22 protein-coding genes and 1 tRNA gene are annotated in these 21,532 nt (G+C 61.6%); 19 read left to right on the top strand and 4 right to left on the bottom strand.

Annotation, left to right across the window (positions count from 1 at the left end; translation table 11 throughout):
* Positions 1 to 4: 4 nt before the first annotated feature.
* The 16 genes from WS89_RS31200 to WS89_RS33475 all read left to right on the top strand — a co-directional run bounded on the left by WS89_RS31200 (position 5) and on the right by WS89_RS33475 (position 14,574).
* Positions 5 to 1,213 carry a P22 phage major capsid protein family protein gene (locus tag WS89_RS31200; RefSeq protein ID WP_059795914.1) on the top strand — a complete coding sequence of 403 codons (1,209 nt, stop codon included), beginning with the start codon at positions 5 to 7 and terminating at the stop codon, positions 1,211 to 1,213.
* Entirely contained in the window at positions 1,213 to 1,608 is a 396-nt protein-coding gene (locus WS89_RS31205; RefSeq protein WP_156440633.1) for a hypothetical protein, read from the top strand. Before WS89_RS31200 ends, WS89_RS31205 begins: the two co-directional genes overlap by 1 nt.
* Entirely contained in the window at positions 1,605 to 2,324 is a 720-nt protein-coding gene (locus WS89_RS31210; protein WP_059795917.1) for a phage adaptor protein, read from the top strand. Before WS89_RS31205 ends, WS89_RS31210 begins: the two co-directional genes overlap by 4 nt.
* Complete coding sequence (locus tag WS89_RS31215) at positions 2,324 to 3,748, top strand: hypothetical protein (RefSeq protein ID WP_059795919.1); 1,425 nt, start codon at positions 2,324 to 2,326, stop codon at positions 3,746 to 3,748. Before WS89_RS31210 ends, WS89_RS31215 begins: the two co-directional genes overlap by 1 nt.
* Positions 3,745 to 4,668 carry a hypothetical protein gene (locus WS89_RS31220; protein ID WP_156440634.1) on the top strand — a complete coding sequence of 308 codons (924 nt, stop codon included), beginning with the start codon at positions 3,745 to 3,747 and terminating at the stop codon, positions 4,666 to 4,668. The genes WS89_RS31215 and WS89_RS31220 overlap by 4 nt, the downstream gene beginning before the upstream one ends.
* A 24-nt stretch (positions 4,669 to 4,692) precedes the next feature.
* The gene (locus tag WS89_RS34095; RefSeq protein WP_156440635.1) at positions 4,693 to 5,019 is read left to right on the top strand and encodes a hypothetical protein; all 327 of its coding nucleotides are present in this window, start codon (positions 4,693 to 4,695) and stop codon (positions 5,017 to 5,019) included.
* Positions 5,016 to 5,489, top strand: a complete 474-nt coding sequence (locus WS89_RS31230; RefSeq protein WP_059795924.1) for a hypothetical protein — start codon at positions 5,016 to 5,018, stop codon at positions 5,487 to 5,489. The genes WS89_RS34095 and WS89_RS31230 overlap by 4 nt, the downstream gene beginning before the upstream one ends.
* Positions 5,486 to 6,337, top strand: coding sequence for a DNA transfer protein p32 (locus tag WS89_RS34100; RefSeq protein ID WP_156440636.1), 852 nt, complete (start codon positions 5,486 to 5,488; stop codon positions 6,335 to 6,337). The genes WS89_RS31230 and WS89_RS34100 overlap by 4 nt, the downstream gene beginning before the upstream one ends.
* 9 nt (positions 6,338 to 6,346) lie before the next feature.
* Positions 6,347 to 7,744, top strand: coding sequence for a hypothetical protein (locus WS89_RS31235; RefSeq protein WP_059795926.1), 1,398 nt, complete (start codon positions 6,347 to 6,349; stop codon positions 7,742 to 7,744).
* The gene (locus WS89_RS31240; protein WP_059795928.1) at positions 7,741 to 10,533 is read left to right on the top strand and encodes a glucosaminidase domain-containing protein; all 2,793 of its coding nucleotides are present in this window, start codon (positions 7,741 to 7,743) and stop codon (positions 10,531 to 10,533) included. Before WS89_RS31235 ends, WS89_RS31240 begins: the two co-directional genes overlap by 4 nt.
* Before the next feature lie 222 nt (positions 10,534 to 10,755).
* The gene (locus tag WS89_RS34105; protein ID WP_156440637.1) at positions 10,756 to 12,609 is read left to right on the top strand and encodes a hypothetical protein; all 1,854 of its coding nucleotides are present in this window, start codon (positions 10,756 to 10,758) and stop codon (positions 12,607 to 12,609) included.
* A 10-nt stretch (positions 12,610 to 12,619) separates the two neighbouring features.
* Positions 12,620 to 12,955: a hypothetical protein gene (locus WS89_RS31250; protein ID WP_059795932.1), complete on the top strand. Its 336-nt coding sequence runs from the start codon at positions 12,620 to 12,622 to the stop codon at positions 12,953 to 12,955.
* Between the two features lies 1 nt (position 12,956).
* Positions 12,957 to 13,226 carry a hypothetical protein gene (locus tag WS89_RS31255; protein WP_059795934.1) on the top strand — a complete coding sequence of 90 codons (270 nt, stop codon included), beginning with the start codon at positions 12,957 to 12,959 and terminating at the stop codon, positions 13,224 to 13,226.
* Positions 13,219 to 13,638, top strand: a complete 420-nt coding sequence (locus tag WS89_RS31260; RefSeq protein WP_059795935.1) for a glycoside hydrolase family protein — start codon at positions 13,219 to 13,221, stop codon at positions 13,636 to 13,638. The genes WS89_RS31255 and WS89_RS31260 overlap by 8 nt, the downstream gene beginning before the upstream one ends.
* Before the next feature lie 124 nt (positions 13,639 to 13,762).
* Positions 13,763 to 14,083 (top strand): hypothetical protein, encoded by a 321-nt coding sequence (locus WS89_RS34110; RefSeq protein WP_156440638.1) that lies wholly within the window; start codon positions 13,763 to 13,765, stop codon positions 14,081 to 14,083.
* Positions 14,084 to 14,130: 47 nt separating this feature from the next.
* On the top strand, positions 14,131 to 14,574 hold the full coding sequence (locus WS89_RS33475; protein ID WP_373558405.1) for a DUF2514 family protein: 444 nt from the start codon (positions 14,131 to 14,133) through the stop codon (positions 14,572 to 14,574).
* Here the strand turns inward: WS89_RS33475 and WS89_RS34380 are convergent.
* The 4 genes from WS89_RS34380 to WS89_RS31285 form a co-directional block, all read right to left on the bottom strand.
* On the bottom strand, positions 14,546 to 14,713 hold the full coding sequence (locus WS89_RS34380) for a hypothetical protein (RefSeq protein WP_179949900.1): 168 nt from the start codon (positions 14,711 to 14,713) through the stop codon (positions 14,546 to 14,548). The genes WS89_RS33475 and WS89_RS34380 overlap by 29 nt on opposite strands.
* Before the next feature lie 12 nt (positions 14,714 to 14,725).
* Positions 14,726 to 15,922 carry a tyrosine-type recombinase/integrase gene (locus WS89_RS31275; protein WP_059795941.1) on the bottom strand — a complete coding sequence of 399 codons (1,197 nt, stop codon included), beginning with the start codon at positions 15,920 to 15,922 and terminating at the stop codon, positions 14,726 to 14,728.
* Between the two features lie 169 nt (positions 15,923 to 16,091).
* Positions 16,092 to 16,166 (bottom strand) — tRNA-Arg (locus WS89_RS31280).
* 147 nt (positions 16,167 to 16,313) lie between these two features.
* Positions 16,314 to 16,496: a rubredoxin gene (locus WS89_RS31285; protein WP_034190709.1), complete on the bottom strand. Its 183-nt coding sequence runs from the start codon at positions 16,494 to 16,496 to the stop codon at positions 16,314 to 16,316.
* A gap of 198 nt (positions 16,497 to 16,694) precedes the next feature.
* Here WS89_RS31285 and WS89_RS31290 point away from each other — a divergent pair, with 198 nt between their 5' ends.
* The 3 genes from WS89_RS31290 (at position 16,695) to parE (ending at position 21,527) form a co-directional block, all read left to right on the top strand.
* Positions 16,695 to 17,099: a DUF4399 domain-containing protein gene (locus tag WS89_RS31290; RefSeq protein WP_059499160.1), complete on the top strand. Its 405-nt coding sequence runs from the start codon at positions 16,695 to 16,697 to the stop codon at positions 17,097 to 17,099.
* A 275-nt stretch (positions 17,100 to 17,374) separates the two neighbouring features.
* Positions 17,375 to 19,324 (top strand): ATP-binding cassette domain-containing protein, encoded by a 1,950-nt coding sequence (locus WS89_RS31295; protein WP_059795943.1) that lies wholly within the window; start codon positions 17,375 to 17,377, stop codon positions 19,322 to 19,324.
* A 220-nt stretch (positions 19,325 to 19,544) separates the two neighbouring features.
* Complete coding sequence (gene parE / locus WS89_RS31300) at positions 19,545 to 21,527, top strand: DNA topoisomerase IV subunit B (protein ID WP_059499161.1); 1,983 nt, start codon at positions 19,545 to 19,547, stop codon at positions 21,525 to 21,527.
* Positions 21,528 to 21,532 lie beyond the last annotated feature (5 nt).

A 21,532-nucleotide genomic window follows, 5' to 3' on the forward strand; every position in this document is an offset into this window, starting at 1 on the left:
TTAAATGGCAAACACTCTTCTCACACCCGTCAAGATCCTCGACGAATCGCTTGCGATTCTCGAGAACATGCTGACCTTCACGGCCCGCTCGAACCGCGACTACTCCGACGAGTTCGCGATCAGCGGCGCGAAGATCGGTGCCACCGTCAACGCCCGCAAGCCGAACCGCTTCGTCGGTACGACCGGCCCGGCGCTGAACATCGAAAACGTGAACGAAACCTCGGTGCCGATCACGTTGACGACGCAGTTCCACGTCGACTTTACGTTCAGCTCGCAAGAACTGACCCTCATCGTCGACGAGTTCGCCGATCGCTACCTGAAGCCGGCCATGGCCACGATCGCGAACAAGATCGACTTCGACGGGCTCGGCCTGGCGACGACGGTCGCGAACAACGTCGGCACGGTTGGCACGACGCCGAGCGACATCGCCGTGCTGCTGAACGCTGGCGTGAAGCTCGACAACGAGGCTACTCCGCGGGATGGTCGCCGCACGGTCGTCTGGGATCCGGCAACGAACGGCTCGATGGTCAAGTCGGCCGCCGGCCTGTTCAATCCGTCGAACAAGATCGGCGAGCAGTACGAAAGCGGTATCTTCTCGCCGTCGGGCCTCGGTTTCGACATCGGCATGGATCAGAACGTGAACACGTTCACGACCGGTACACGCACGAACGGCACCGTCTCGGGTGCTGGTCAAACCGGCTCGACGCTGCTCGTCACCGGCCTCGGCGCCGCGGCGACGGTGAAGAAGGGTGACACGTTCACGATCGCCGGCGTGTTCGGCGTGAACCCGCAGAACCGCCAGTCGACCGGCGTCCTGCGCCAGTTCACGGTGCTTGCCGATGCGACCGCCGACGGCTCGGGCAACGCGACGCTGACGATCTTCCCCGCGATCAACACGGCCGCGTCGAACCAGCAATACCAGACCGTCACGGCCGGTCCGGCGAACGCTGCCGCGGTCACGTGGGATATCGCCGCATCGACGCAGTACACGGCGAGCCTCGCGTATCACCGTGACGCGTTCACGCTGGCTACGGCTGACCTGGAAGACGTCAGCAAGTACGGCGCCTGGGGCGCTCGTCGCGTGCACAAGGGCATTTCGATGCGGATCGCACGTCAGTACGCGATCGGCACCGATACCGTCCCGTGCCGTATCGACGTGTTGTACGGCTGGGCACCGGTGTACAACGAACTGGCCTGCCGGATCGTCCGCTGATGGGCGCTCTGCTTCAGCAATCGACCCCCGCTTCGGCGGGGGTTTTTGTTTCCGGAGGCGATGTGTTCCAAGAATTCCCGATGTGGGTGACTGGTCCGAAAGGCGAACAGCAGATCGTCGAATCGCAGGCGGCGTTCGAGGCGCTCGGCGAGGGCTGGAAGAAGCCGGCGCGCGTCGAGCTCGTGCCGCGCGAGCAAGCGCCGGATTTCCTCGAGTACCCGAAGTGGGTTGGAGGTGTCCTCGTACATACCGCCGACGAAGAAGCCGCGCTTGCGCCGGCTGTCGAGGCTGATGACGAGCGCGCGGCACTGATCCAGATCGCTGACGAAAAGGGCGTCAAGATCGACAAGCGCTGGTCGAACGAGAAAATCCGCGCTGCGCTGGAGGCAGTGTGAGCACGACCGCAGTCGACCTGATCACCCTCGCGCTGAAGGACATCGGCGCGCTGGGTATCGGGCAGTCGATTTCGCCCGACGACACCGAGGACGCGCTGAACACGCTCAACATGATGCTAGGCCAGTGGCAAGGCGAGCGCCTGAGCGTCTATCACCTCGTCGATACGGCGTTGCAATCGACCGGCGCGCAGTCGTACACGGTCGGCCCCGGCGGCAACTTCAACACGCCGTCATGGCCGTACCAGATCAACGCAGCATATGCGCGGCTGAATCCTGGCACCGCGACGCCGATCGATTACCCGGTGACGATCATCCCGGCGCGTGAGGACTATGCGCGCATCGCGCTCAAGGCGCTGGTTTCGTTCCCGAACTATGCGTTCTACGACTCGGCGTGGCCGCTTGGGACGCTGTTCATGTATCCGGTGCCGAACGCGAGCTTTGAGCTTCACATCGTGACGCTCGAGGTGCTCCCTCAGTTCGCGACGCCGGCCGACGTGATCAACCTCCCCCCGGAATACATGGCCGCGATCCGGTACAACCTTGCGTGCTATCTGGCGCCGTCGTATCAGCTTGATCCGCAGCCGGCACTTGTGCGCCTAGCCATGAACGCGAAGCGCGTCGTGAAGCGGATGAACGTTCAGATTCGTGCGATGAGCATGCCGCGCGGGCTCGCGACGAAGCAGCGATACAACATCTACAGCGATAGGCCGTATTGATGCGTGTCCCTCTGACCCTCGGCGCATACGCCGCGAAAAGTCTGATCGCGGAGGCGCAGCGCTGCGTGAACCTCTACGGCGAGCAGAACCCGCAGGATGCGCCAGCTCCGTTCACGTATTACCAGACGCCCGGTCTCACCCTTGTCTCAGTGCCGCCGCTCACTGGCCCGTCACGAGGCATCTATACGGCGTCAAACGGGATTCGATACGAGGTTGTCGGCTCAAACGTCTTTTCGGTTGGAGCAACTTCAAGCTATACGCGTATTGGTTCGTTGCTGTCCACGAGCGGCCCCGTGTCGATGGTCGATAACGGCACGTCATTGTTTATCGTCGACGGGACACCGGCTGGATTTATCGTTGGGTTGTCGAGCAATGTGATGTCCCAATGTACGGATCCAGCTTTCTATGGGGCCGACAAAGTCGATTTTGTAGACGGGTATTTCCTGTTCAATCGGCCCGGCACGCAGCAGTTCTATATTTCGAAATATCTCGATACCACATTCGATCCGCTCGACATCGCGTCGAAGTCGACGTACTCAGACAATCTTGTGACGCTTGCAGTCATGCACCGAGAAATATGGTTGTTCGGTGCGCTAACGACGGAAGTCTGGTTCAACACGGGATCCTCCGATTTCACGTTTGGTCGCATGCCGGGCGTTTTCATCGAACACGGCTGCGCAGCGAAGCATTCTGTCGCGAAAATTGATCTTGCTCTTTTCTGGCTTGGTCGGGATTTGCAGGGTCAAGGCGTCGTGTTTGGTGGCCGAAACTATCAGGCAGAGCGCATTTCGACGCATGCGCTCGAGCAGGAATTCAGCACGTATTCCCGTATCGACGATGCGATTGGATTCTCGTATCTGCAGGAAGGTCATGCCTTTTATGTATTGACGTTCCCTACCGCTAACGTCACGTGGTGCTTTGATGTGACGACAGGACAGTGGCATCAGCGCGCATATCTCGAGGCAGACGGAACGCTGAGCCGGCATCGGATGAACTGCCACTCGTTCGCGAGGGGCATGAACTTGGTAGGCGATTGGGAGACAGGAGCGGTCTACGCTCTAGACCCGAACGCTTATACCGACAATGGGAATCCGATCCAGCGCATTCGATCTTTTCCGCACATTCTCGGTGCTGACGGAAATCGGGTGATGTTCCGCCAGTTCATCGCGGATATGGAAGTAGGCGCAGGGATGCCGGACGACGCTACGAATCCACTCGTCAGCCTACGCTGGAGCAATGATCGGGGCGCAACGTGGGGAAATCCAGTTACGGGAACAATGGGGCGCCGCGGAGAATTCCTGACGTCAATTCAGTTCCAGCGGCTCGGCTATGCGCGGGATCGGGTGTTCGAACTTTCGTGGTCTGAGCCCATCCGCACCGCACTCAACGGCGCGTGGGTGGACGTGGCGAGAGCGCGCACGTGACGAACGTTACCGCAAATTTTCCGACTGGGGATCCGATCGATCCGCGCGGTAGGTTGACGCCCGAATGGAGAGCATTCTTTCTATCGCTGTTCACGCGTACCGGCGGTAGTGGCGGCGATGACTCGGCAACGATTCGTGCTGACCTCAACAAAGCAATCAAGAATATCTCGGATCTCCAGACGGAAAGCCAGCAAGGAAGGCCGTCGGCCGATCTTGGCATGGCCTACTCGATGATCTTTGCGATCGAAGCGCTAGCCGCCCAAGCAATGGCATCGGCATGGCGCACGCCCGATGAACGTGGGGATAGCGGAGAGGCGCTTGGTACCGCTCAAATGGCTCAGCGCATCGCCGAGCTCGAGCAACAGTTGGAGCATTACCGATCCGACGACGCATTGCGTCAGCGCATTGCTGATCTTGAAGCGCGCCTGGACGGAGTTGTGCCGGTGGTCGGAGACGCGTCACAGATAACCGGCCTCGGCACGATGGCGAAGCAGGACGCGAATGCCGTTGCGATCACGGGCGGCTCGGCGGCGTTCACGGCCCCCTCATCCGTTACCGACTCGTCCAATTCGACAGCGACCTTGACGCTGACGAACACGGGATCTAACGGAGCGAATCTGAAGCTTGTAGGAAACGGCACGACAACGCCGAACAAATACGTTCGAGTGAACGCAGGTGTTCTGCAAATTGCAAACAGTGCTTACAGCGCGATCATCCTGGCGTTGACCGATGCGGGGAATTTCTCGATCGCCGGCACGCTCACGTCGGGCGACAACAATCTGATGAGGACCTCGGTTTCTCTGACGAACGGCGCTGCAGCACAAACGGCAACGCTGGCGAACGCGCCCGTCGCCGGGAATCCCACGAAGTGGGTACCCATCAACGATAACGGTACTACCCGCTACATGCCTGCGTGGTAACGCAAATCAAATAGAGGTCATCACATGATCACATGGAAGCAGTTTTGTGAAGCCGTGCTTGGCGCGTCGCCTGCCGCGGTTTATACGTCTCCTGCCAGCACGGCTGCCGCGATTCATCAGGCGACGGCATGGAATCCGACCGGTAGCGTAGTGACCGTGAAGCTGTATATCGTTCCTGCCGCCGGCAGCGCCACGGACGCTACGACGATCTGGTCGACAAACGTTCCTGCAGGAAGTCCGGCTCAGATCCCGCAAATCATCGGCCACAAGCTTCAGGCCGGCCAGCAACTTTTTGCGAGCGGGAATGGCGTGACGTTGACGATTTCGGGTGCGGAGAACGTGCAGCAATGAGTGATATGGCGGAAGTCGGTCTTCTTGATCCTGCGCTTCCGACGGACATGCGCGCGCGCGTCGAGGCTCTCGAATCGCAGATCGAGAAGCTTCCGCAGGCTGAATGCCCAGTGCGCCATCTCTTTGCGCCGGGTATCTATGCGCGCGAGATGACGATCCCGGCCGGCGTTGTTCTTACTGGCGCCGTGCACCGTACCGAGCATCTCAACATCGTTTCTAAAGGGCGCATCACTGTATCGACGGACGATGGAATGAAAGAAGTATGCGCGCCGTTCACCTTCGTATCTAAGCCCGGTACGAAGCGCGTCGGCTACGCGCACGAGGAAACGGTGTGGACGACCATCCACGCGACGACGACGACTGACCTCGATCAACTCGTCGAAGAACTGACCGAATCGACCGCACAGCAGTTGCTCGGCGGAAGCGAGAACGTCCAATTGCTGCATGAACGAAAGGAGCTTGAAAAATGAGCTTCGGAGTAACCGCCGCTGTCGTCGGGGGTGTCGGGTCGCTCGTCGGTGGCCTTGTCGGCGCCGACGCGAGCCAAAGCGCAGCCGATACACAATCAGATGCCGCACGTTATTCGGCCGATCTGCAGAACAAACAGTGGGAGCAAACGCAGAAGAATCTCAAGCCCTTCATGGACTTGGGGACGTCTGCAATCAATCCTCTGCTGCAGGCGATGGGATACAACTTCTCGAAGAACGATGACGGAACGTATGCGTTCAATGGAACGGATCCGAACAATATTCTTCAGCAACGCTTTGCTGCCCCGACTGCCGCAGAAGCAGCCGCCACGCCTGGGTATCAGTTCACCCTGGATCAGGGCCTAAAATCTGTGCAAAACAGTGCTGCTGCTCGTGGGCTAGGCACATCCGGAGCCGCTCTAAAGGGTGCGTCGTTGTATGCGACCGGCCTCGCGAATTCGACGTACAACGACGTGTTCAATCGCGCGCTTCAGACCTTCAACACGAACTACAGTTCAGCAGCAAATAACGTCAACCGGCTCAATAGTCTCGTCGGAAGCGGCCAAAATGCAGCGGCAACGAACGGTTCATTGGGGGCGCAAGCAGCAGGCAACATCGGCAACACGCTGATGAGCGGTGCGAATGCGCAAGCTTCCGGGGCTATCGGTGGCGCGAATGCGCTGACGAGCGCGCTCGGCGGGATCGGAAATAGTGCTTTGACGTACGGGCTCTTGAACAATAACGCTGGAGGCGGCAGCAGCATCTCGCCGTGGTCGATGGCCAGAGCAAATTTGTCTAGCGATCCGATTGGCTCCCTCAATGCAAGCCAAGGCTGGACCGGCGCCGTATAAGGAATCGTCATGCCACTCGATACCTCGATCCCCCTTCAGGTCAAGACGCCGGAATACAACCCGCTGCAGCAGGCGCTGCAGGTTGCGCAGTTTCGCTACATGAACGCGAACAGCAATCAGCTTCAGCAGGCAGTGGCGGCCAACCAAGCCGTCGGGCAGGCGATCCAACGCAACACAAGGGCCGATGGTTCAGTCGACCTGCCGGGCGTGCAGCGCGACCTCGCGGGCAATCCGGTGGCTGCATACAACCTGCAAGCCGCGACCGGTACGAACCTCGCTCAACAGGGGCAGCAGATCGGAAACCAAGGCGGCCAAATCAGCAACCAGAGTGCGGGATTGCAGTTGCAGGCTGTTCAGCAAGCGCATTTGACTCAACAGATTGGCACGCTGTTGAACAAGCCAGATCTCTCACGTGATGACGTAGTTAATATGGCCATCACCTCGGCCAAGGCGTACGGTATTCCAGACAATGTCGTGCAGCAGTCGGTCGCCAACATTCCGAGCGATCCAGTGCAACTCAAGCCGTATTTGTACAGCAAGCTCGCGGCACTCGGCTCGCCGGCGGCGCAGTCCGAGGCGATGACGCCAGGAGGCGGCACGATCGATACCGGACCGACGGTCGGTATCATCAACACGCGGCCGGCGGCTGGTCCGATTGGCGCGCCGGTCGCGACGTATGCGAAGGATCTTTCGCCGGAAAGTGCAACGGCTCCGACGCAGATTGGTACGACTGCAGATGGAGCGCCGATCTATGGCACGCGCGGGCAGTTCATCGGCAAGGCGGCCAGTGGTGGTGTCGTGGGTGCATCCCCGTATCAGACCAACGCGTCTGCGAACGCGGCCGAGTACGAGAAAGGTTTGACGCAGCGCGCTGGTGCAGCGAATAACAGCACGGCATATTTGAACGAAGCCCAAAGCTTGATGCAGGGCGTCAGCACTGGCGGGGGGGCGTCCACGTGGAAGGGGCTCGCGGAGAAGGCGCAGGCAATCGGCGTGCCACAGTCGATTGTGGATCAGATCGCGGGCGGCAACTTGGGCGATAAGCAGGCGCTAAGCAAAGTGCTGATGCAGGGCGCGATTCAGCAGATGCAGGCCAACTTCTCAGGCACCGGCGCTGCTGCAAACGTCGATGCATTCATCAAGAACAATCCGAACATCGACGTCGATCCGCGCGGCATGCAGAAGATGATCACCTTCATCAACGGCATGAACACAGTGACCGGCAAGGAACAACAGGCGTATCGCCAATTCGTCAACGGTGGCGGCAATCCGGCCGACTTTCCGGCGAAGTGGAACACCAGCACGACCATGCGCGCTTTCACCGGGCAGATTCAGCCGGTCAAAACCGGGACGTATAACGGGCGCAAGGTCGTTCAATACTCTGACGGCTCGGTGGATTATCAATGAGCGACGTGAAAGCGTTCGTCGACGCCAACCTGCCGGCCGCACAGGCGGTCGCGCAGAAGATCGGTGTCGATCCGATGGTGATCCTCGGGCAATGGGGCCTTGAAACGGGCTGGGGCAAGTCTGTTGTCCCGGGCACGAACAACCTCGGGAACATCAAGGGTCGGGGCGTCGCTGCGACCGACAACCAGACCGGCTCGACTGATCAGTACCGCGCGTATTCGAGCCCGGCGCAGTTCGGCGCTGACTTCTCGAATGTCATTGCCAGCCGATTCCCTGGCGCGGTCGGCAGCGGTCCGGACGCGGTTGCCTATGCGAGCGCGCTCAAGCCGGGTCAGCAAGGCGGCTACGCGCAAGACCCGCAATATGTGAGCAAGCTGGCGAACGCGGCAGCTGCTGCGCGGTCCGCTTCCGGCGTCGATATTGACCCGTCGAAGGTGCAATGGGATTCGCCCGGGAAAGGGGCAGCCCCGGGCATCGTTCCCGGGCCATCGCTCGATCCACAGATCGATGCGTCGAAGGTGAAGTGGGACGCGGCGCCGGCCGCGCAGCCGAACGGGCCGAAGCAGGGCGGTCAACCGGCCGACAGCTCATCATGGCCTGGCGGCGAGCTCGGGCGGCAACTTGGCCTAACCGCGCGGGCTGCGGGCCACGGCATTGCTGATGCGGTAGATCTCGTTGGGGCACCGCTGAATGCGACGATCAACACTCTGTTTGGCGCTCACCTTCACAATCCTGGCGATGTAATCCGGAGCGCTACCGATGCCGTTACTCCGGCGCCGCAAAACAATCTCGAACGGGTTGTCAACGCAGGAGCCGCCGGCATGGCGGGGGCAGTTCCTTCGATCAAGGCGAGTCAACTTGTGGCCGGAGCAGCCAGCCCGCTTCTACAGGCGATCGGCTCTCAGATGGCGGCGCAGCCGGGATCACAGATTGTTGCTGGTGCCACAGGCGGCATGTCGGCCCAGGCGGCCGCGCAGGCAGGCGCGAATCCGCTGGTGCAGATGCTCGCGGGCATCGCTGGTGGGACCGCGGGATACGGTGCGGCGCGTGGCGTCGCGAATGCGGCAAATCGTCTGGCGACGGGGGCAGGGACGCCGATCGGTGAAATGCCGGTCGGCGATCGCGTTGAGCCGACAATGACGAAATCAGGTTCGGCCGATGGAAGCGGTAGGGGCGCTGCGGCGCCGGTGACCGATGCGCAGTCTGGCTCGGCTTTCAACACCGATTCTCGGGGCAATACTTCGACAACTCCACCGGCGGGAACGGGAGCGAATGCTCAAGGCTCTACGCTGCGCGGTGTCGGTGCGGCTCAAGCGAACCTGAATCCATATGCGGGTCAGCTGACGGGGGAAGAGGCAGCCCGGGGCGGGAGTTCGGCCTTCCCGCAGGTCAAGGTGGCGAAGGGCTCCGGCGACGTGGCGCCGGCGGAGCAGGCCGTGCGCGCTCAAATCGCGAATGAGGTGTTGGGGGCGGATAACAACGCCGTGCGTACAGGCGTGATTACCGGGAACGAAGACACGCTGCGCAGCGAGTACACGAACGCCAAGAGCCCGGAGAACACGCCGGCGCAGCTGGTACTTCGTGATCAGATTGCGCGGGAGCAGCAGGCGCTGTCGAACTATGCGCAGGATCGCATTGCCGCGACGGGCGCCAACCCGAACCTGATCAACAATGAGCAGCGCGGTCTGGCCATAAATGACGCTCTCTACGGACCTGATAGCCTCAACGACTATTTCCAGCAGGCCAAGAATCGGATCTATGACGAGGCCAAGGCACAGACTGGCGCGAACCCCATTCAGTCCACCCATGTGGATGAACTTCTGAGGGATCCGCAGTTCCTTGCCGAGGCAGAGCGCAACGGCCATAGCGGCGTGGTATCGGGCGTACAGCGCCTGATTGATCTGGCGCGCACAACGGGATTCAAGGATCCGATTACCGGCGAGTTGACGGCACCGGGCAGCGTCGCAGCCTGGGACGCTGTGCGCAAGTCCAACAACGCTGGCTGGACGCCCGACAACGCACGCACGATCGCGGCGGTGAATCGCGCGATCGATCAGGATGTGGCGGCCGCCGCAGGCTCGGAGTCCTACAAGCTTGGCGATGCCGTCCACCAGGCGCAGAAAACCCTGTTCGACGCACCCGGGATCGCGAAGGTATTCGGCGATGCCGACGCGAACGGCATCAAGGGCGGCGTTGCGTTCGAAAAGCTGCCACAGAAGCTGAACAATCTGCCGCTCGACCAGTGGCGCCATATCTACAACACGCTCGACGATCTGTCACGCGGGCAGATTCGCGGCGCGCCGGATGGCATGCCACCCGTGCCCGCTGAGACCCAGCAACTGGCGGCCGCTGCGCGCGATGAAATGAAGGGTGCGCTGGCGCGTGAGGTCTACGAACAGGGGGCCGGTAAGACGGGCGTGTGGAACCAGAACAGTGTGAATAAGACGCTCAATTCGGTGGTTGGGCAGAAGATCGCGGAGACCTTCTCCCCGGACGAGGTGGCGCGGTTCCACGCCCTGAATTACGCCGGCCAGATTATGCCTGGGGTCCACTCATACGAAGGCGCTGGCCTTCAGGCATCACGACTCGACAAGCCTGGATTCGTCGAGAAATACGCACCGGGCACCGCCTATCTCGCTGGCGCGAAGGTTGGCGGTCCGATCGGCGGTTGGGTCTCGGAGAAGACCGCGAATTTACTGACCAGCAATCTGAAAGAAAAGCGGCTGGCGGCGCGCGGCAATCAATTGATAGACGCGATGCGGGCCAACTCGAGCCTCGGCAAGAACTAGCGGGTGTGGGACGCAAACGGCTCTAGCCCGAAAAACAAGAGTGCTCCAGCAACGATTCCAAAGGTCGGATTGATGCAAAAGGCGACCACTGTAAGTGTCCCTTTGAAAGTCCACGCCGAAATTCTTTTCAGCTTTCTCATGTAATCCTCCGAACCCCGCCTAGTGCGGGGTTTTTTCATTATAGGCCGCTCCTCGGAGTGGCCTTTTTGTTTTGAGGTGGCAATGGCCTCCATTCTTCCGAACGGGAAAACCCAGTTCGTTGACCAGAACGGCAAACCTCTTGCCAATGGTACTGTCACGTTCTACCAGGTCGGAACGACGACAAAGAAGGATACGTGGCAAGACCCGGCGATGACTCAGCCGAATACGAATCCTGTCGTTCTCGATTCGCGTGGACAGGCAACGATTTGGGGCGATGGCTCGTATCGTCAAATCGTCAATGACAAGTTCGGTGCGCTCATCTGGGATCAGACGACTTCAACCAATCCGTCCACGCCGATCGGGCAGCTTAGCATTCTTGACTACGGTGCGAGATGCGATTGGAACGGTACTACTGGAACCGATGACACGGCAGCGATCAATCTCGCGTTTACGCGTGCACTTGCTCAGGGCATCAGCGTTGTTACGGCTCCATCGAATGGAAAAAGCTACTGTCCCAATGGAATTGTCGTGCCTACGGGCATCTGCTTCCAGTCCGAGGGCTTCATCCCGTCGACGTCTGGCACGCCGAGCGGATTTCAAATCGTTGTGTCGAGTGGTGCTGCTGTAGCATGCCGCCTGCAAGGAAATGCGGGGCTTGGGGCTGCGGCACTTAAGCGCATGACGATCACGCGGGTTGGTGTTCCTGCTGCGGGCACATATGGCGTATATGTGGACAACGGATACAACCCCATCATCGAAGACGTCGCTTCAATCGGTCATGCGATCCCGTGGGTGTGGGATGGTACGAAAGGCGGCATCAGCTGCAGCCCACTGCGCATCTTCAGCGGCTATGCGACCGATGCGCATGTGCTGGTGAACTCGTGGCCGGAACTTCGGCCGGCGCAATGCCGGTTCGGCTCGAACGGCCTTATCGATGTGGCCTGCAATGCGTACGTCCGTTTTACTGGCGGCGGCAGTGGCCCGAATACCGCGATGTTCGATAACTGCCAGTTCAACCAGGGCGAATCTGGCGACAACATCATCGGAACGTTCCTTGATTTCGTGAATTTCGGAAGTGGTCAAGGTCAGATCATTGGCCAGTTCAACTTCTCGAATTGTCACGTCGAGCAGGCGCAGCATGCGATTCGCACCGACTCAACTGTTTCAATCCTCGACAACCTGCAGATCACGGATACCCGATTCCAGGACAACAATAACGTCAGCGGATCGGCAGAATTTTGGGCGCTCAATGCAGCGACGAAACTCCAGTCGTTCAAGATGGCCGACTGTGTGCTTACAACGAAGTCTTTCACGTTGGCACCGGGTCAGCAGATGGACGGCGTCACCGTGACAAACGTCAAGTTCTTCAAACCTATTTCGGTCACTGGTGTTGGAAATTCCGTCGTCAATTTCGAAGCATGCGACTACAACAGTGTGACGATCGCGGGCTCGTTTGGTGCCGCGAAATTCACGGGTGTTGCATCGACAGGCGCACTGTCGAATACCGCGACCGGGAAGGTCACGCTTGATATTACCAATCAGAGCAACTGGACTGCGGCTGCGCCTCCTCAACTTCAATTTGGTGGGGCAACGACGGGGATCTCCTATTCCGTACAACAGGCGCAGTGGAGACTCCAAGGCTCTACGGTGATTTATCAGTTCGCGATTTCCCTTACCAGCAAGGGAAGTGCAACGGGGGTTGCAACTATTGCGGGCCTTCCTTTCCAGATCCAAGGGGTTGTCGGAGCGGCGGGGGGCGGCGCAATTCCAGTCGCTGCGAATCTGACGGGTATGACCGGGCCAGTTATTGCGCAACCGGCTGCGTTCGCCACCATGAATCTATTGCAGTCGGCTCCAGGCGGCTACGCGCAGATGACCGATGCGAATTTCACGAATACCACAAACATCTCCGGCGAACTGATCTATCCGGTCTGAGGAAAATTCCATGGCTGAACCAACCTCCAGCATTGCAGCTGCGTCGATCGCGCTACTCGTGAAAGTCGTCCCCGGCGCAGTCGGCTCGCTGATCGCATTGAGATTCATCGGAGACGGGCTAAGCGGGCGCCAGAAGGCCGCTTCGTTCGTCTCCGGTGCCGCGGTTTCGTACTTCATCGGGCCTCTGATCGTGGCTTGGTTCGGCATTACCGATGCCGGCGCACAGCAGGCGATCGGCTTCTTGATCGGCCTGTTCGGCTTGGCAATCACGAAAGAACTGTTCAAAGAAATCAACAACGCAGACTTCATCGGGGCTCTCAAACGTCGCTTCCTCGGGGGGCAATGACATGGTCTCGATCTTTGTGTTGGCAAACCTCATCGCGCTTCTGTTCTGCATCTGGATCACCGTGACGGATGGAATCTCGACCGGCTGGTGGGGCACTCTTGGATTCTCCGTCATTGGCGTGGCGGCCATGGGGAATGTCCTCAAGTCGGTGCGCATGATCGCAGCTATCGACATGCCGGAAACGGTAATGATGGTCGGCGTCGCCATCGTCTGCGTGTGGGTCATGGGACGTCGAGCTTACTGGTGGAAGAAGGAGCACAAGCATGGATGACTTCGACCGCTCGGCGTTGATGGCCGAGCTCACGCGCGACGAAGGCCGTCGTCTGAAGCCTTACGTCGATACCGTCGGTAAGACAACGATCGGCGTCGGCCGCAATCTGACAGACGTCGGAATCAGCGATTCCGAGTGCGACGCGATGCTGTCGAATGACATCGACCGCACGGTCGCGTGGCTCGATCGCAATTTGACCTGGTGGCGCCAGCTCGACGCGGTGCGCCAGCGCGTCGTGATCAACATGGCATTCAACATGCTCGGTGGGCTGTTGACGTTCACTAACACGCTCGCGGCGATGAAGCGCGGCGATTACGCTGCGGCGGCCGACGGCATGCTCGCGTCAAAGTGGGCGGCGCAGGTCGGCGCACGCGCAACGCGGCTTGCAGCCATGATGCGGAGTGGAGCCTGACTATTTCCTGAGCAGCATCGCAAAGACGTACGACACCATGATCGATGTCCATAAAGCGATTCCGAATACCGCCTGCCTGGTGAGCGGATCACTGGACACAAGTTGCCCCTGAAGGATGTACAGGATGAACCCGACCACCACCGTATCGAAAAGGCTTTGTCGCGTGATCTTCCATATGATCGCGCTGGTCTTCATTGCAGTACCAATTGCTGCATTGGTAGAAGCTCTGGTTTTTGAGGCTGCCCATTTGAAAAGCCCAATGATCACGGCAACGATCAGTGCGGCAGTGACACTGGTAGCCAACTGTTTGATGTCGATCATGTTCCCTCGCTGGATGAGTTGGGACATACCACCCGAGAAGGGAAGCGGTGAGGAACAGGGTGGCGGCGCATCGGGAAGTTACCACACCACCCAACATGACCAGGAAAACGGGGAGGAATCGTGACCTTACTCGACCCGCGCCTCTGGCTGGCATTCGTCGTCGCACTCGCGATCACGGCCGGCGCCTGCTACTTCAAAGGTCACGCCGACGGCGTGCGCACGACGACCATCGCCGCGCAGAAGGCTCAAATCGCAGCCGTCACCGCAGCCCGCGCCGAAGAACAACGCCGCACCGCAGCACAATCGGAGATCGCCAACAATGCGAACCAACAACGTACCGCAGCTCTCGCGGATGCTTTTACTGCTCGTGCTGCCGCTGGCAGCTTGCAGCAGCGCGTCGACGAGCTCGTCGCAGCCGCCCGCCATCCCGCCGCTTCCGGCGGAAGCCCGACAGCCGGCGACGCCCTCGATCTGCTTGCCGACGTGCTCGGCAGCGCTGACCGGCGCGCGGGCGAACTGGCAGAGTACGCTGACCGGGCCCGCATCGCCGGCCAGCAGTGCGAGCGCGACTACGACGCGCTGATCGTTACCCGAGCTTCCGCTCAAATTCAATGATCGCTCGAAGCTCGTCGGACGTGAACCGTCCCTCGAGATAGATCTTGCTGAGATACCAAGCCGGGCAGTCGCGGGCGTTGCTCCAATCGATGTGCCCGTCGGTCTGGCGAAGAATCGTTCGTGCGGTCTGCTCGTCCATTTTCCTTCCCCGTCAATTGGCTGTTTGGGTGAGATAGTCAGCCCAGTGCTGCATCATCTTCCGGCGCTCGGGCAAGTATTCCGCGTGCACGTAGGCCGCGGTGACCTGATTACGCTCAGCGTGGGCGAGTTGGCGGTCAACGACGTCTCGGCTGTAACCGAGCTCGCGGAGCACTGTCGCCGCCAAGCCGCGGAATCCATGGCCGGTCATCCGCGATTTGTAGCCCATGCGGTAGAGCGCATAGAGCATCGTATTGTTCGAGATGTGGCTTCGGCCCTGGACGCTGTAGAAGACGTACCGCTGGTTGCCATTGAGCTCGCGCAGGGCAGCCAGCACCTCGAGCGCTTGCCGCGATAGCGGCACGATGTGCGGATCGCGCATCTTCATACGCTCAGGAGGGATGCGCCATTCGGCCGCACGCTCGTCAAACTCGTCCCATTCCGCGTTGATCATCTCGGTTGTTCGCGTGAAGGTCAGCGCCATGAACTGAAGTGCGAGTTGCGTGACCCGATCGCCGGAATAGGCGGCAATGTCGCGCATGAGCTGTGGGATTTCGACGGGCTTCACGCGCGCCATGTGCTTGACGCCCGGGCCCTTCTTCAGAACGGTTTCGGCATCAATATCGGCTGCAGGGTTGCGTGAGCATCGCCCGGTCATGATGCCGTACTGGAAGACCGCCCGTGATCGCTGCAGTACCCGCTTAGCTGTTTCCCGAACGCCTCGCGCCTCGATAGCTCGCACAATCTCGAGCATGTCAGGTGCCTCAATGTCGCGCAGCGACTTGGAGCCGATCCGCGGGAACGCGTCGACTTCGAGAGAGTTGATCACCTTGTCTGCGTAGACTTCCGTCCAGCCGTCCTTTTGCGACTCGAACCACTCCCGCGCGACAGCCTCGAAGGACGACGATGCCTCGATAGCCCGGGCCCGCTTGATCTCGCGCTTCTGTTCGGTCGGGTCGGTTCCGGCAGCCAATAGCTTCCGTGCAGCGAGACAGGCTTGTCGTGCCTCGGCCAACGACACTTCGGGGTAGACGCCGAACGACGCGAGCTTTTCTTTCCCATCGAACCGATACTTCATGCGCCAGTACTTAGAGCCGTTCGGCATGACCTGGAGATAGAGCCCCTTGCCGTCTGCAAGACGGTAAGGCTGCTCGGCAGGCTTCGCACGGCGCACCTTCAAGTCAGTGAGAGGATCGGTTTGCTTCGGCATTTTGCGTTGGGGTATCGACGCCGAGCACTTCGGGGTATATCCCCACTGATACCCCCAAGGTGCTTGGCTTGTACTGGGCAGTCGTGGGCAATGATGGCAGCAAAAAGCCCCGCAGAGCAAGGCTTTGCGGGGCTTTTTAGGAAATCTTGGGAGGCTCTGGGAACCTAGCTGGTCCCCCCGACAGGAATCGAACCTGTATCTAGCGCTTAGGAGGCGCTTGTTCTATCCATTGAACTACGGGGAGAGCCAAGTCCGGGCATTCGCGCAAAAGATGGCGAACCGGACGGCGGTGTGGACAGCGCGCAGAGTATAGCAAACGCGCGGCGCGTCGGCGGGGCGGAATGCACACCGACGCGCGTATCGCGTAATCAACCGCGATCGGAACGGAAAATCAGAAATCGACGACGACGAAATCTTCCTTGCCCACGTCGCACAGCGGGCAGCGCCAGTCGGCGGGAATGTCGGCGAAACGGGTGCCGGCCGCGATACCTTCATCGGGCAAGCCTTCCGCTTCGTTGTAGACCCACCCGCAAATCAGGCAGACCCAGCTCTGGTATTCGGTTACTTCGCTCATGTTGCGCTCGGGACAATGAAAATTCGGCGATGCCGTCCGCAGCCTCGCCGGCGGACGAAAGGCGCAATGGTACCGGAATTTCGCCGAACACCTGCGCAACGTCGTTTTAAACGTACGCATCGCGAACAACCGACGCCGACGCGTCGGCCGGGCACGCGGTGTATGCTTCGTGGGCCTGTCAATCAGAAGGAGGTAACGATGCTCAACAGAAAGTGGATCGCGGGTGCAGTCTGTGTCGCGGCGCTGGCCGTGTCGACGCTCGCGCGCGCCGAAGCGCGTGTGTTCTTCGTCGAGCCGCAGGACGGCGCGACAGTGTCGAGCCCCGTGCACGTGAAGTTCGGTCTCGAAGGCATGGCGCTCAAGCCGGCCGGCGACATGACGCCGGATACCGGTCACCATCACCTGTTGATCGACGGCAAGCCGGTGCCGAAGGGCGACGTGATCCCGGCGACCGACCATTCGCTGCATTTCGGCAAGGCCCAGACCGAAACCGACGTGAAGCTGCCGCCCGGCCAGCACACGTTGACGCTGCAGCTCGGCGACGGCGCGCACCGTTCGTACGGCCCCGAAATGAGCTCGACGATCACGGTCAACGTGAAATAACGGAATAACGGCGCATCCCGCGCAGGCGCCCGATGCGCCGCGCGCGGGATCTGCCGATCGGCCGGCCGCGCGGGCATCCGGCCGGCATTCGGTCGTTTTCGCGGGACGCAAACCGCGGCCGGCATCCGCAGCGGAATCCGGCCGCAACCCGCTCACGGCGGCGCGCCGGCGCGCTTCGAGCGCGACCCGTGGCCGTCGTCCGTCCGGCCGAGCCGATACCGGCCTCCGCGACCGGTACAATGGGCGCTTCCGATTTCTCTCATCGCCGTCCCCCCATGTCGCTCTATTCCATTACCGGCGCGCAGCTCGCGTTCGGTCACGTCGCGTTGCTCGATCACGCGGATTTCTCGCTGGAGGCCGGCGAGCGCGTCGGCCTGATCGGCCGCAACGGCGCGGGCAAGTCGTCGCTGCTGAAGATCGTCGCCGGTCTCGCGAAGGCCGACGACGGGCTGGTCACGCGCCAGCAGGAGCTCGTGACCGTCTACGTGCCGCAAGAGCCCGAATTCGAGCCGGGTGCGACGGTGTTCGACGCGGTCGCGTCGGGGCTGGCGCACACGCGCGAACTGCTCGAAGAATACGATTCGATCGCGCACCGCCTCGCGGAGATACCGGAAGGCGCCGAGCACGATGCGCTGCTCGCGCGGATGAACGCACTGCAGTCGGCGCTGGACGCGCACGACGCATGGAACTGGCGCACGCGCGTATCGATGACGCTCGCGCAGATCGGCCTGCAGGACGGCGACGCCCGCGTCGACGCGCTGTCGGGCGGGATGCAGAAGCGCGTCGCGCTGGCGCGCGCGCTGGTGCTGCAGCCCGACGTGCTGCTGCTCGACGAACCGACCAACCACCTCGATTTCGACGGTATCCGCTGGCTCGAAGAGCTGCTCGTCGCGCAGCGCGCGGGGCTGCTGTTCATCACCCACGATCGCGCGTTTCTCGACCGCGTCGCGACGCGCATCGTCGAGCTCGATCGCGGCCGGCTGCTGTCGTATCCGGGCAATTTCTCCGCGTACCAGACGCGCAAGGCACAGCAGCTCGAAGTCGAGCGCGTGGAGAACGAGAAATTCGACAAGCTGCTCGCGCAGGAAGAAGTGTGGATCCGCAAGGGCGTCGAAGCGCGCCGCACGCGCAGCGTCGGCCGCATCGCGCGGCTCGTGCAGATGCGCAACGAGCGCGCCGAGCGCCGTAATGCGCAGGGCAACGTGAAGCTCGACGTGGCGCAGGGCGAGAAGTCGGGCAAGATCGTCGCGGAGCTGACCGACGTGACGAAGCGTTACGGCGGCCGCACGGTGGTCGACCGTTTCTCGACGACGGTCATGCGCGGCGACAAGATCGGCTTCGTCGGCCCGAACGGCGCCGGCAAGACGACGTTGCTGAAGCTGATCCTCGGCGACCTGAAGCCGGACGAAGGCACGGTGCGCACCGGCACGAACCTGCAGGTCGCGTATTTCGACCAGATGCGCGCGCAGCTCGACCAGGAGAAGAGCCTCGCGGATACGATCAGCCCCGGCAGCGAATGGGTCGAGATCGGCGGCGTGCGCAAGCACGTGATGAGCTATCTCGGCGATTTCCTGTTCGCGCCGGAACGCGCGCGTTCGCCGGTGAAGTCGCTGTCGGGCGGCGAGCGCAACCGGCTGCTGCTCGCGCGCCTGTTCGCGCGCCCGGCCAACGTGCTGGTGCTCGACGAACCGACCAACGACCTCGACATCCCGACGCTCGAACTGCTCGAAGAGCTGCTGGCCGACTACGACGGCACGGTGCTGCTCGTCAGCCACGATCGCGCGTTCCTCGACAACGTCGTGACGTCGGTGATCGCGGCCGAGGGCGACGGCAAGTGGCGCGAATACGTCGGCGGCTTCACCGACTGGCAGATTCAGAGCGCACGTTCGGAGCAGCTCGCGCAGCAGGAGGCGGCGAAGCGCGCGGTCAAGGAAGCGGCACCCGCGAAGGACGAGCCGGCGAAGAGCGCGGCGGGCCGCAACGCGCAGCGTACGGTGAAGCTGTCGTTCAACGAGCAGCGCGAACTCGATTCGCTGCCGGAGAAGATCGCCGCGCTCGAAGCGGAGCAGAAGACGATCAATGCGCAGCTCGAGGACGGCTCGATTTTCGCGAAGGATCCGCAGGAGGGCACGCGCCTGACCGAGCGGTTCGCGGCGATCGACGACGAACTGCTCGCCGCGCTCGAACGGTGGGAAACGCTCGAGGCGAAGCGCAAGCCGGCGTGACGCGTGCGGCGCGCGTCGATCCCGCGATTGGCGCGCCACGCGGAACCAGTAAAATACCGCGCGTTCAGGAGCGCGCCGCGCACGCCGCGCGCCCGCTTTCGGAGCAGTCCAAGCACACCGTTGTTTCGATTCGCTTTTTTACGGAACTCAACGTTTTGTCCACGACGTTATCCACACGAGGTGTGGACAACGTCCCGATGAATGACGAAATTCAGCGCCTATGTCAACGAAGAAACCCAGCGCGGCCTATAGCGAAGCATCGATCAAGGTGCTCAAGGGTCTCGAGCCGGTCAAGCAGCGGCCCGGCATGTACACCCGTACCGAAAATCCGCTGCACATCATCCAGGAAGTCATCGACAACGCGTCCGACGAGGCACTCGGCGGCTACGGCAAGCAGATCACGGTCACGCTGCACACCGACCAGTCGGTGTCGGTCGAAGACGACGGCCGCGGCATCCCGTTCGGCATGCACCCGGAAGAAGGCGTGCCGGTGGTCGAGATCGTGTTCACGCGCCTGCATGCGGGCGGCAAGTTCGACAAGGCCGCCGGCGGCGCGTATACGTTCTCGGGCGGCCTGCACGGGGTGGGCGTGTCGGTGACGAACGCACTCGCGACGCGTCTCGACGTGACGGTCTGGCGCGACGGCAAGATCGCCGAGCTCGGCTTCGCCGACGGCGACGTCGTGAAGCCGCTCGCGACGCAAGCCGCGGGCCGCAGCGAGAAGAAATCCGGCACGCGCGTGCAGGTGTGGCCGAATCCGAAGTATTTCGATTCGCCGAACCTGCCGCTCGGCGAGCTGCAGCGCCTGCTGCGCTCGAAGGCCGTGCTGCTGCCGGGCGTCGAGGTCGTGCTCGTCAACGAAAAGACCGGCGAGCGCCAGACGTGGAAGTATGAAGACGGCCTGCGCGGCTACCTGCTCGACGAAATGAACGGCAGCGAGCTCTTGATCCCGCTGTTCGAAGGCGAGCGTTTCGCCGATTCGCGTTCGACCGACGAAACCTTCGCCGAGGGCGAAGGCGCGTCGTGGGTCGTCGCATGGAGCGAGGAAGGCTCGCTCGTGCGCGAGTCGTACGTGAACCTGATCCCGACGCCGGCAGGCGGCACGCACGAGTCGGGCCTGCGCGACGGTCTCTATCAGGCGGTGAAGAGCTTCGTCGAGCTGCACAACCTGCAGCCGAAGGGCGTGAAGCTGCTCGCGGAAGACGTGTTCGCGCGCGTGTCGTTCGTGCTGTCCGCGAAGGTGCTCGATCCGCAGTTCCAGGGGCAGATCAAGGAGCGGCTGAACAGCCGCGACGCGGTGAAGCTCGTGTCGTCGTTCTCGCGTCCGGCGCTCGAACTGTGGCTGAACCAGCACGTCGAGCACGGCAAGAAGCTCGCGGAGCTCGTGATCAAGCAGGCGCAGGCGCGCACGCGCGCGGGCCAGAAGGTCGAGAAGCGCAAGAGCTCGGGCGTCGCGGTGCTGCCGGGCAAGCTGACCGATTGCGAGACGGAAGATATCGCGCGCAACGAGCTGTTCCTCGTCGAAGGCGATTCGGCGGGCGGCTCTGCGAAGATGGGGCGCGACAAGGAATACCAGGCGATCCTGCCGCTGCGCGGCAAGGTGCTGAACACGTGGGAAACCGAGCGCGACCGCCTGTTCGCGAACAACGAGGTGCACGACATCTCGGTCGCGATCGGCGTCGATCCGCACAGCCCGGACGACTCCGTCGACCTGTCGAACCTGCGCTACGGCAAGATCTGCATCCTGTCGGACGCGGACGTCGACGGCTCGCACATCCAGGTGCTGCTGCTCACGCTGTTCTTCAAGCATTTCCCGCAATTGATCGAGCGCGGCCATGTCTATGTGGCGCGCCCGCCGCTGTTCCGCGTCGACGCGCCCGCGCGCGGCAAGAAGCCCGCGCAGAAGCTCTATGCGCTCGACGACGGCGAGCTCGAAGCGATCCTCGACAAGCTGCGCAAGGACGGCGTGCGCGACACGCAGTGGAGCATCAGCCGCTTCAAGGGTCTCGGCGAAATGAGCGCGGAGCAGCTGTGGGACACGACGATGAACCCCGATACGCGCCGCCTGATGCCCGTGAAGCTCGGCGAGCTCGACTACGAGGCGACCGTCGCGCGGATGACGATGCTGATGGGCAAGGGCGAGGCAGCCGCGCGGCGCGGCTGGCTCGAGGAAAAGGGCAACGACGTCGAAGCGGACATTTAAGCGGA

The organism is Burkholderia sp. MSMB1072, assembly GCF_001524725.1.
GTDB lineage: Bacteria > Pseudomonadota > Gammaproteobacteria > Burkholderiales > Burkholderiaceae > Burkholderia.

Coding starts and splice junctions, on each gene's coding strand:
- WS89_RS34105 (WP_156440637.1), top strand. CDS start 10,756: ATGGCCTCCATTCTTCCGAACGGGAAAACCCAGTTCGTTGACCAGAAC.
- WS89_RS31215 (WP_059795919.1), top strand. CDS start 2,324: ATGCGTGTCCCTCTGACCCTCGGCGCATACGCCGCGAAAAGTCTGATC.
- WS89_RS34095 (WP_156440635.1), top strand. CDS start 4,693: ATGATCACATGGAAGCAGTTTTGTGAAGCCGTGCTTGGCGCGTCGCCT.
- WS89_RS31295 (WP_059795943.1), top strand. CDS start 17,375: ATGTCGCTCTATTCCATTACCGGCGCGCAGCTCGCGTTCGGTCACGTC.
- WS89_RS34110 (WP_156440638.1), top strand. CDS start 13,763: ATGAACCCGACCACCACCGTATCGAAAAGGCTTTGTCGCGTGATCTTC.
- WS89_RS31240 (WP_059795928.1), top strand. CDS start 7,741: ATGAGCGACGTGAAAGCGTTCGTCGACGCCAACCTGCCGGCCGCACAG.
- WS89_RS31255 (WP_059795934.1), top strand. CDS start 12,957: ATGGTCTCGATCTTTGTGTTGGCAAACCTCATCGCGCTTCTGTTCTGC.
- WS89_RS31200 (WP_059795914.1), top strand. CDS start 5: ATGGCAAACACTCTTCTCACACCCGTCAAGATCCTCGACGAATCGCTT.
- WS89_RS31260 (WP_059795935.1), top strand. CDS start 13,219: ATGGATGACTTCGACCGCTCGGCGTTGATGGCCGAGCTCACGCGCGAC.
- WS89_RS34380 (WP_179949900.1), bottom strand. CDS start 14,713: ATGGACGAGCAGACCGCACGAACGATTCTTCGCCAGACCGACGGGCAC.
- WS89_RS31235 (WP_059795926.1), top strand. CDS start 6,347: ATGCCACTCGATACCTCGATCCCCCTTCAGGTCAAGACGCCGGAATAC.
- WS89_RS31290 (WP_059499160.1), top strand. CDS start 16,695: ATGCTCAACAGAAAGTGGATCGCGGGTGCAGTCTGTGTCGCGGCGCTG.
- WS89_RS31205 (WP_156440633.1), top strand. CDS start 1,213: ATGGGCGCTCTGCTTCAGCAATCGACCCCCGCTTCGGCGGGGGTTTTT.
- WS89_RS31230 (WP_059795924.1), top strand. CDS start 5,016: ATGAGTGATATGGCGGAAGTCGGTCTTCTTGATCCTGCGCTTCCGACG.
- WS89_RS31285 (WP_034190709.1), bottom strand. CDS start 16,496: ATGAGCGAAGTAACCGAATACCAGAGCTGGGTCTGCCTGATTTGCGGG.
- WS89_RS31250 (WP_059795932.1), top strand. CDS start 12,620: ATGGCTGAACCAACCTCCAGCATTGCAGCTGCGTCGATCGCGCTACTC.
- parE (WP_059499161.1), top strand. CDS start 19,545: ATGTCAACGAAGAAACCCAGCGCGGCCTATAGCGAAGCATCGATCAAG.
- WS89_RS34100 (WP_156440636.1), top strand. CDS start 5,486: ATGAGCTTCGGAGTAACCGCCGCTGTCGTCGGGGGTGTCGGGTCGCTC.
- WS89_RS31275 (WP_059795941.1), bottom strand. CDS start 15,922: ATGCCGAAGCAAACCGATCCTCTCACTGACTTGAAGGTGCGCCGTGCG.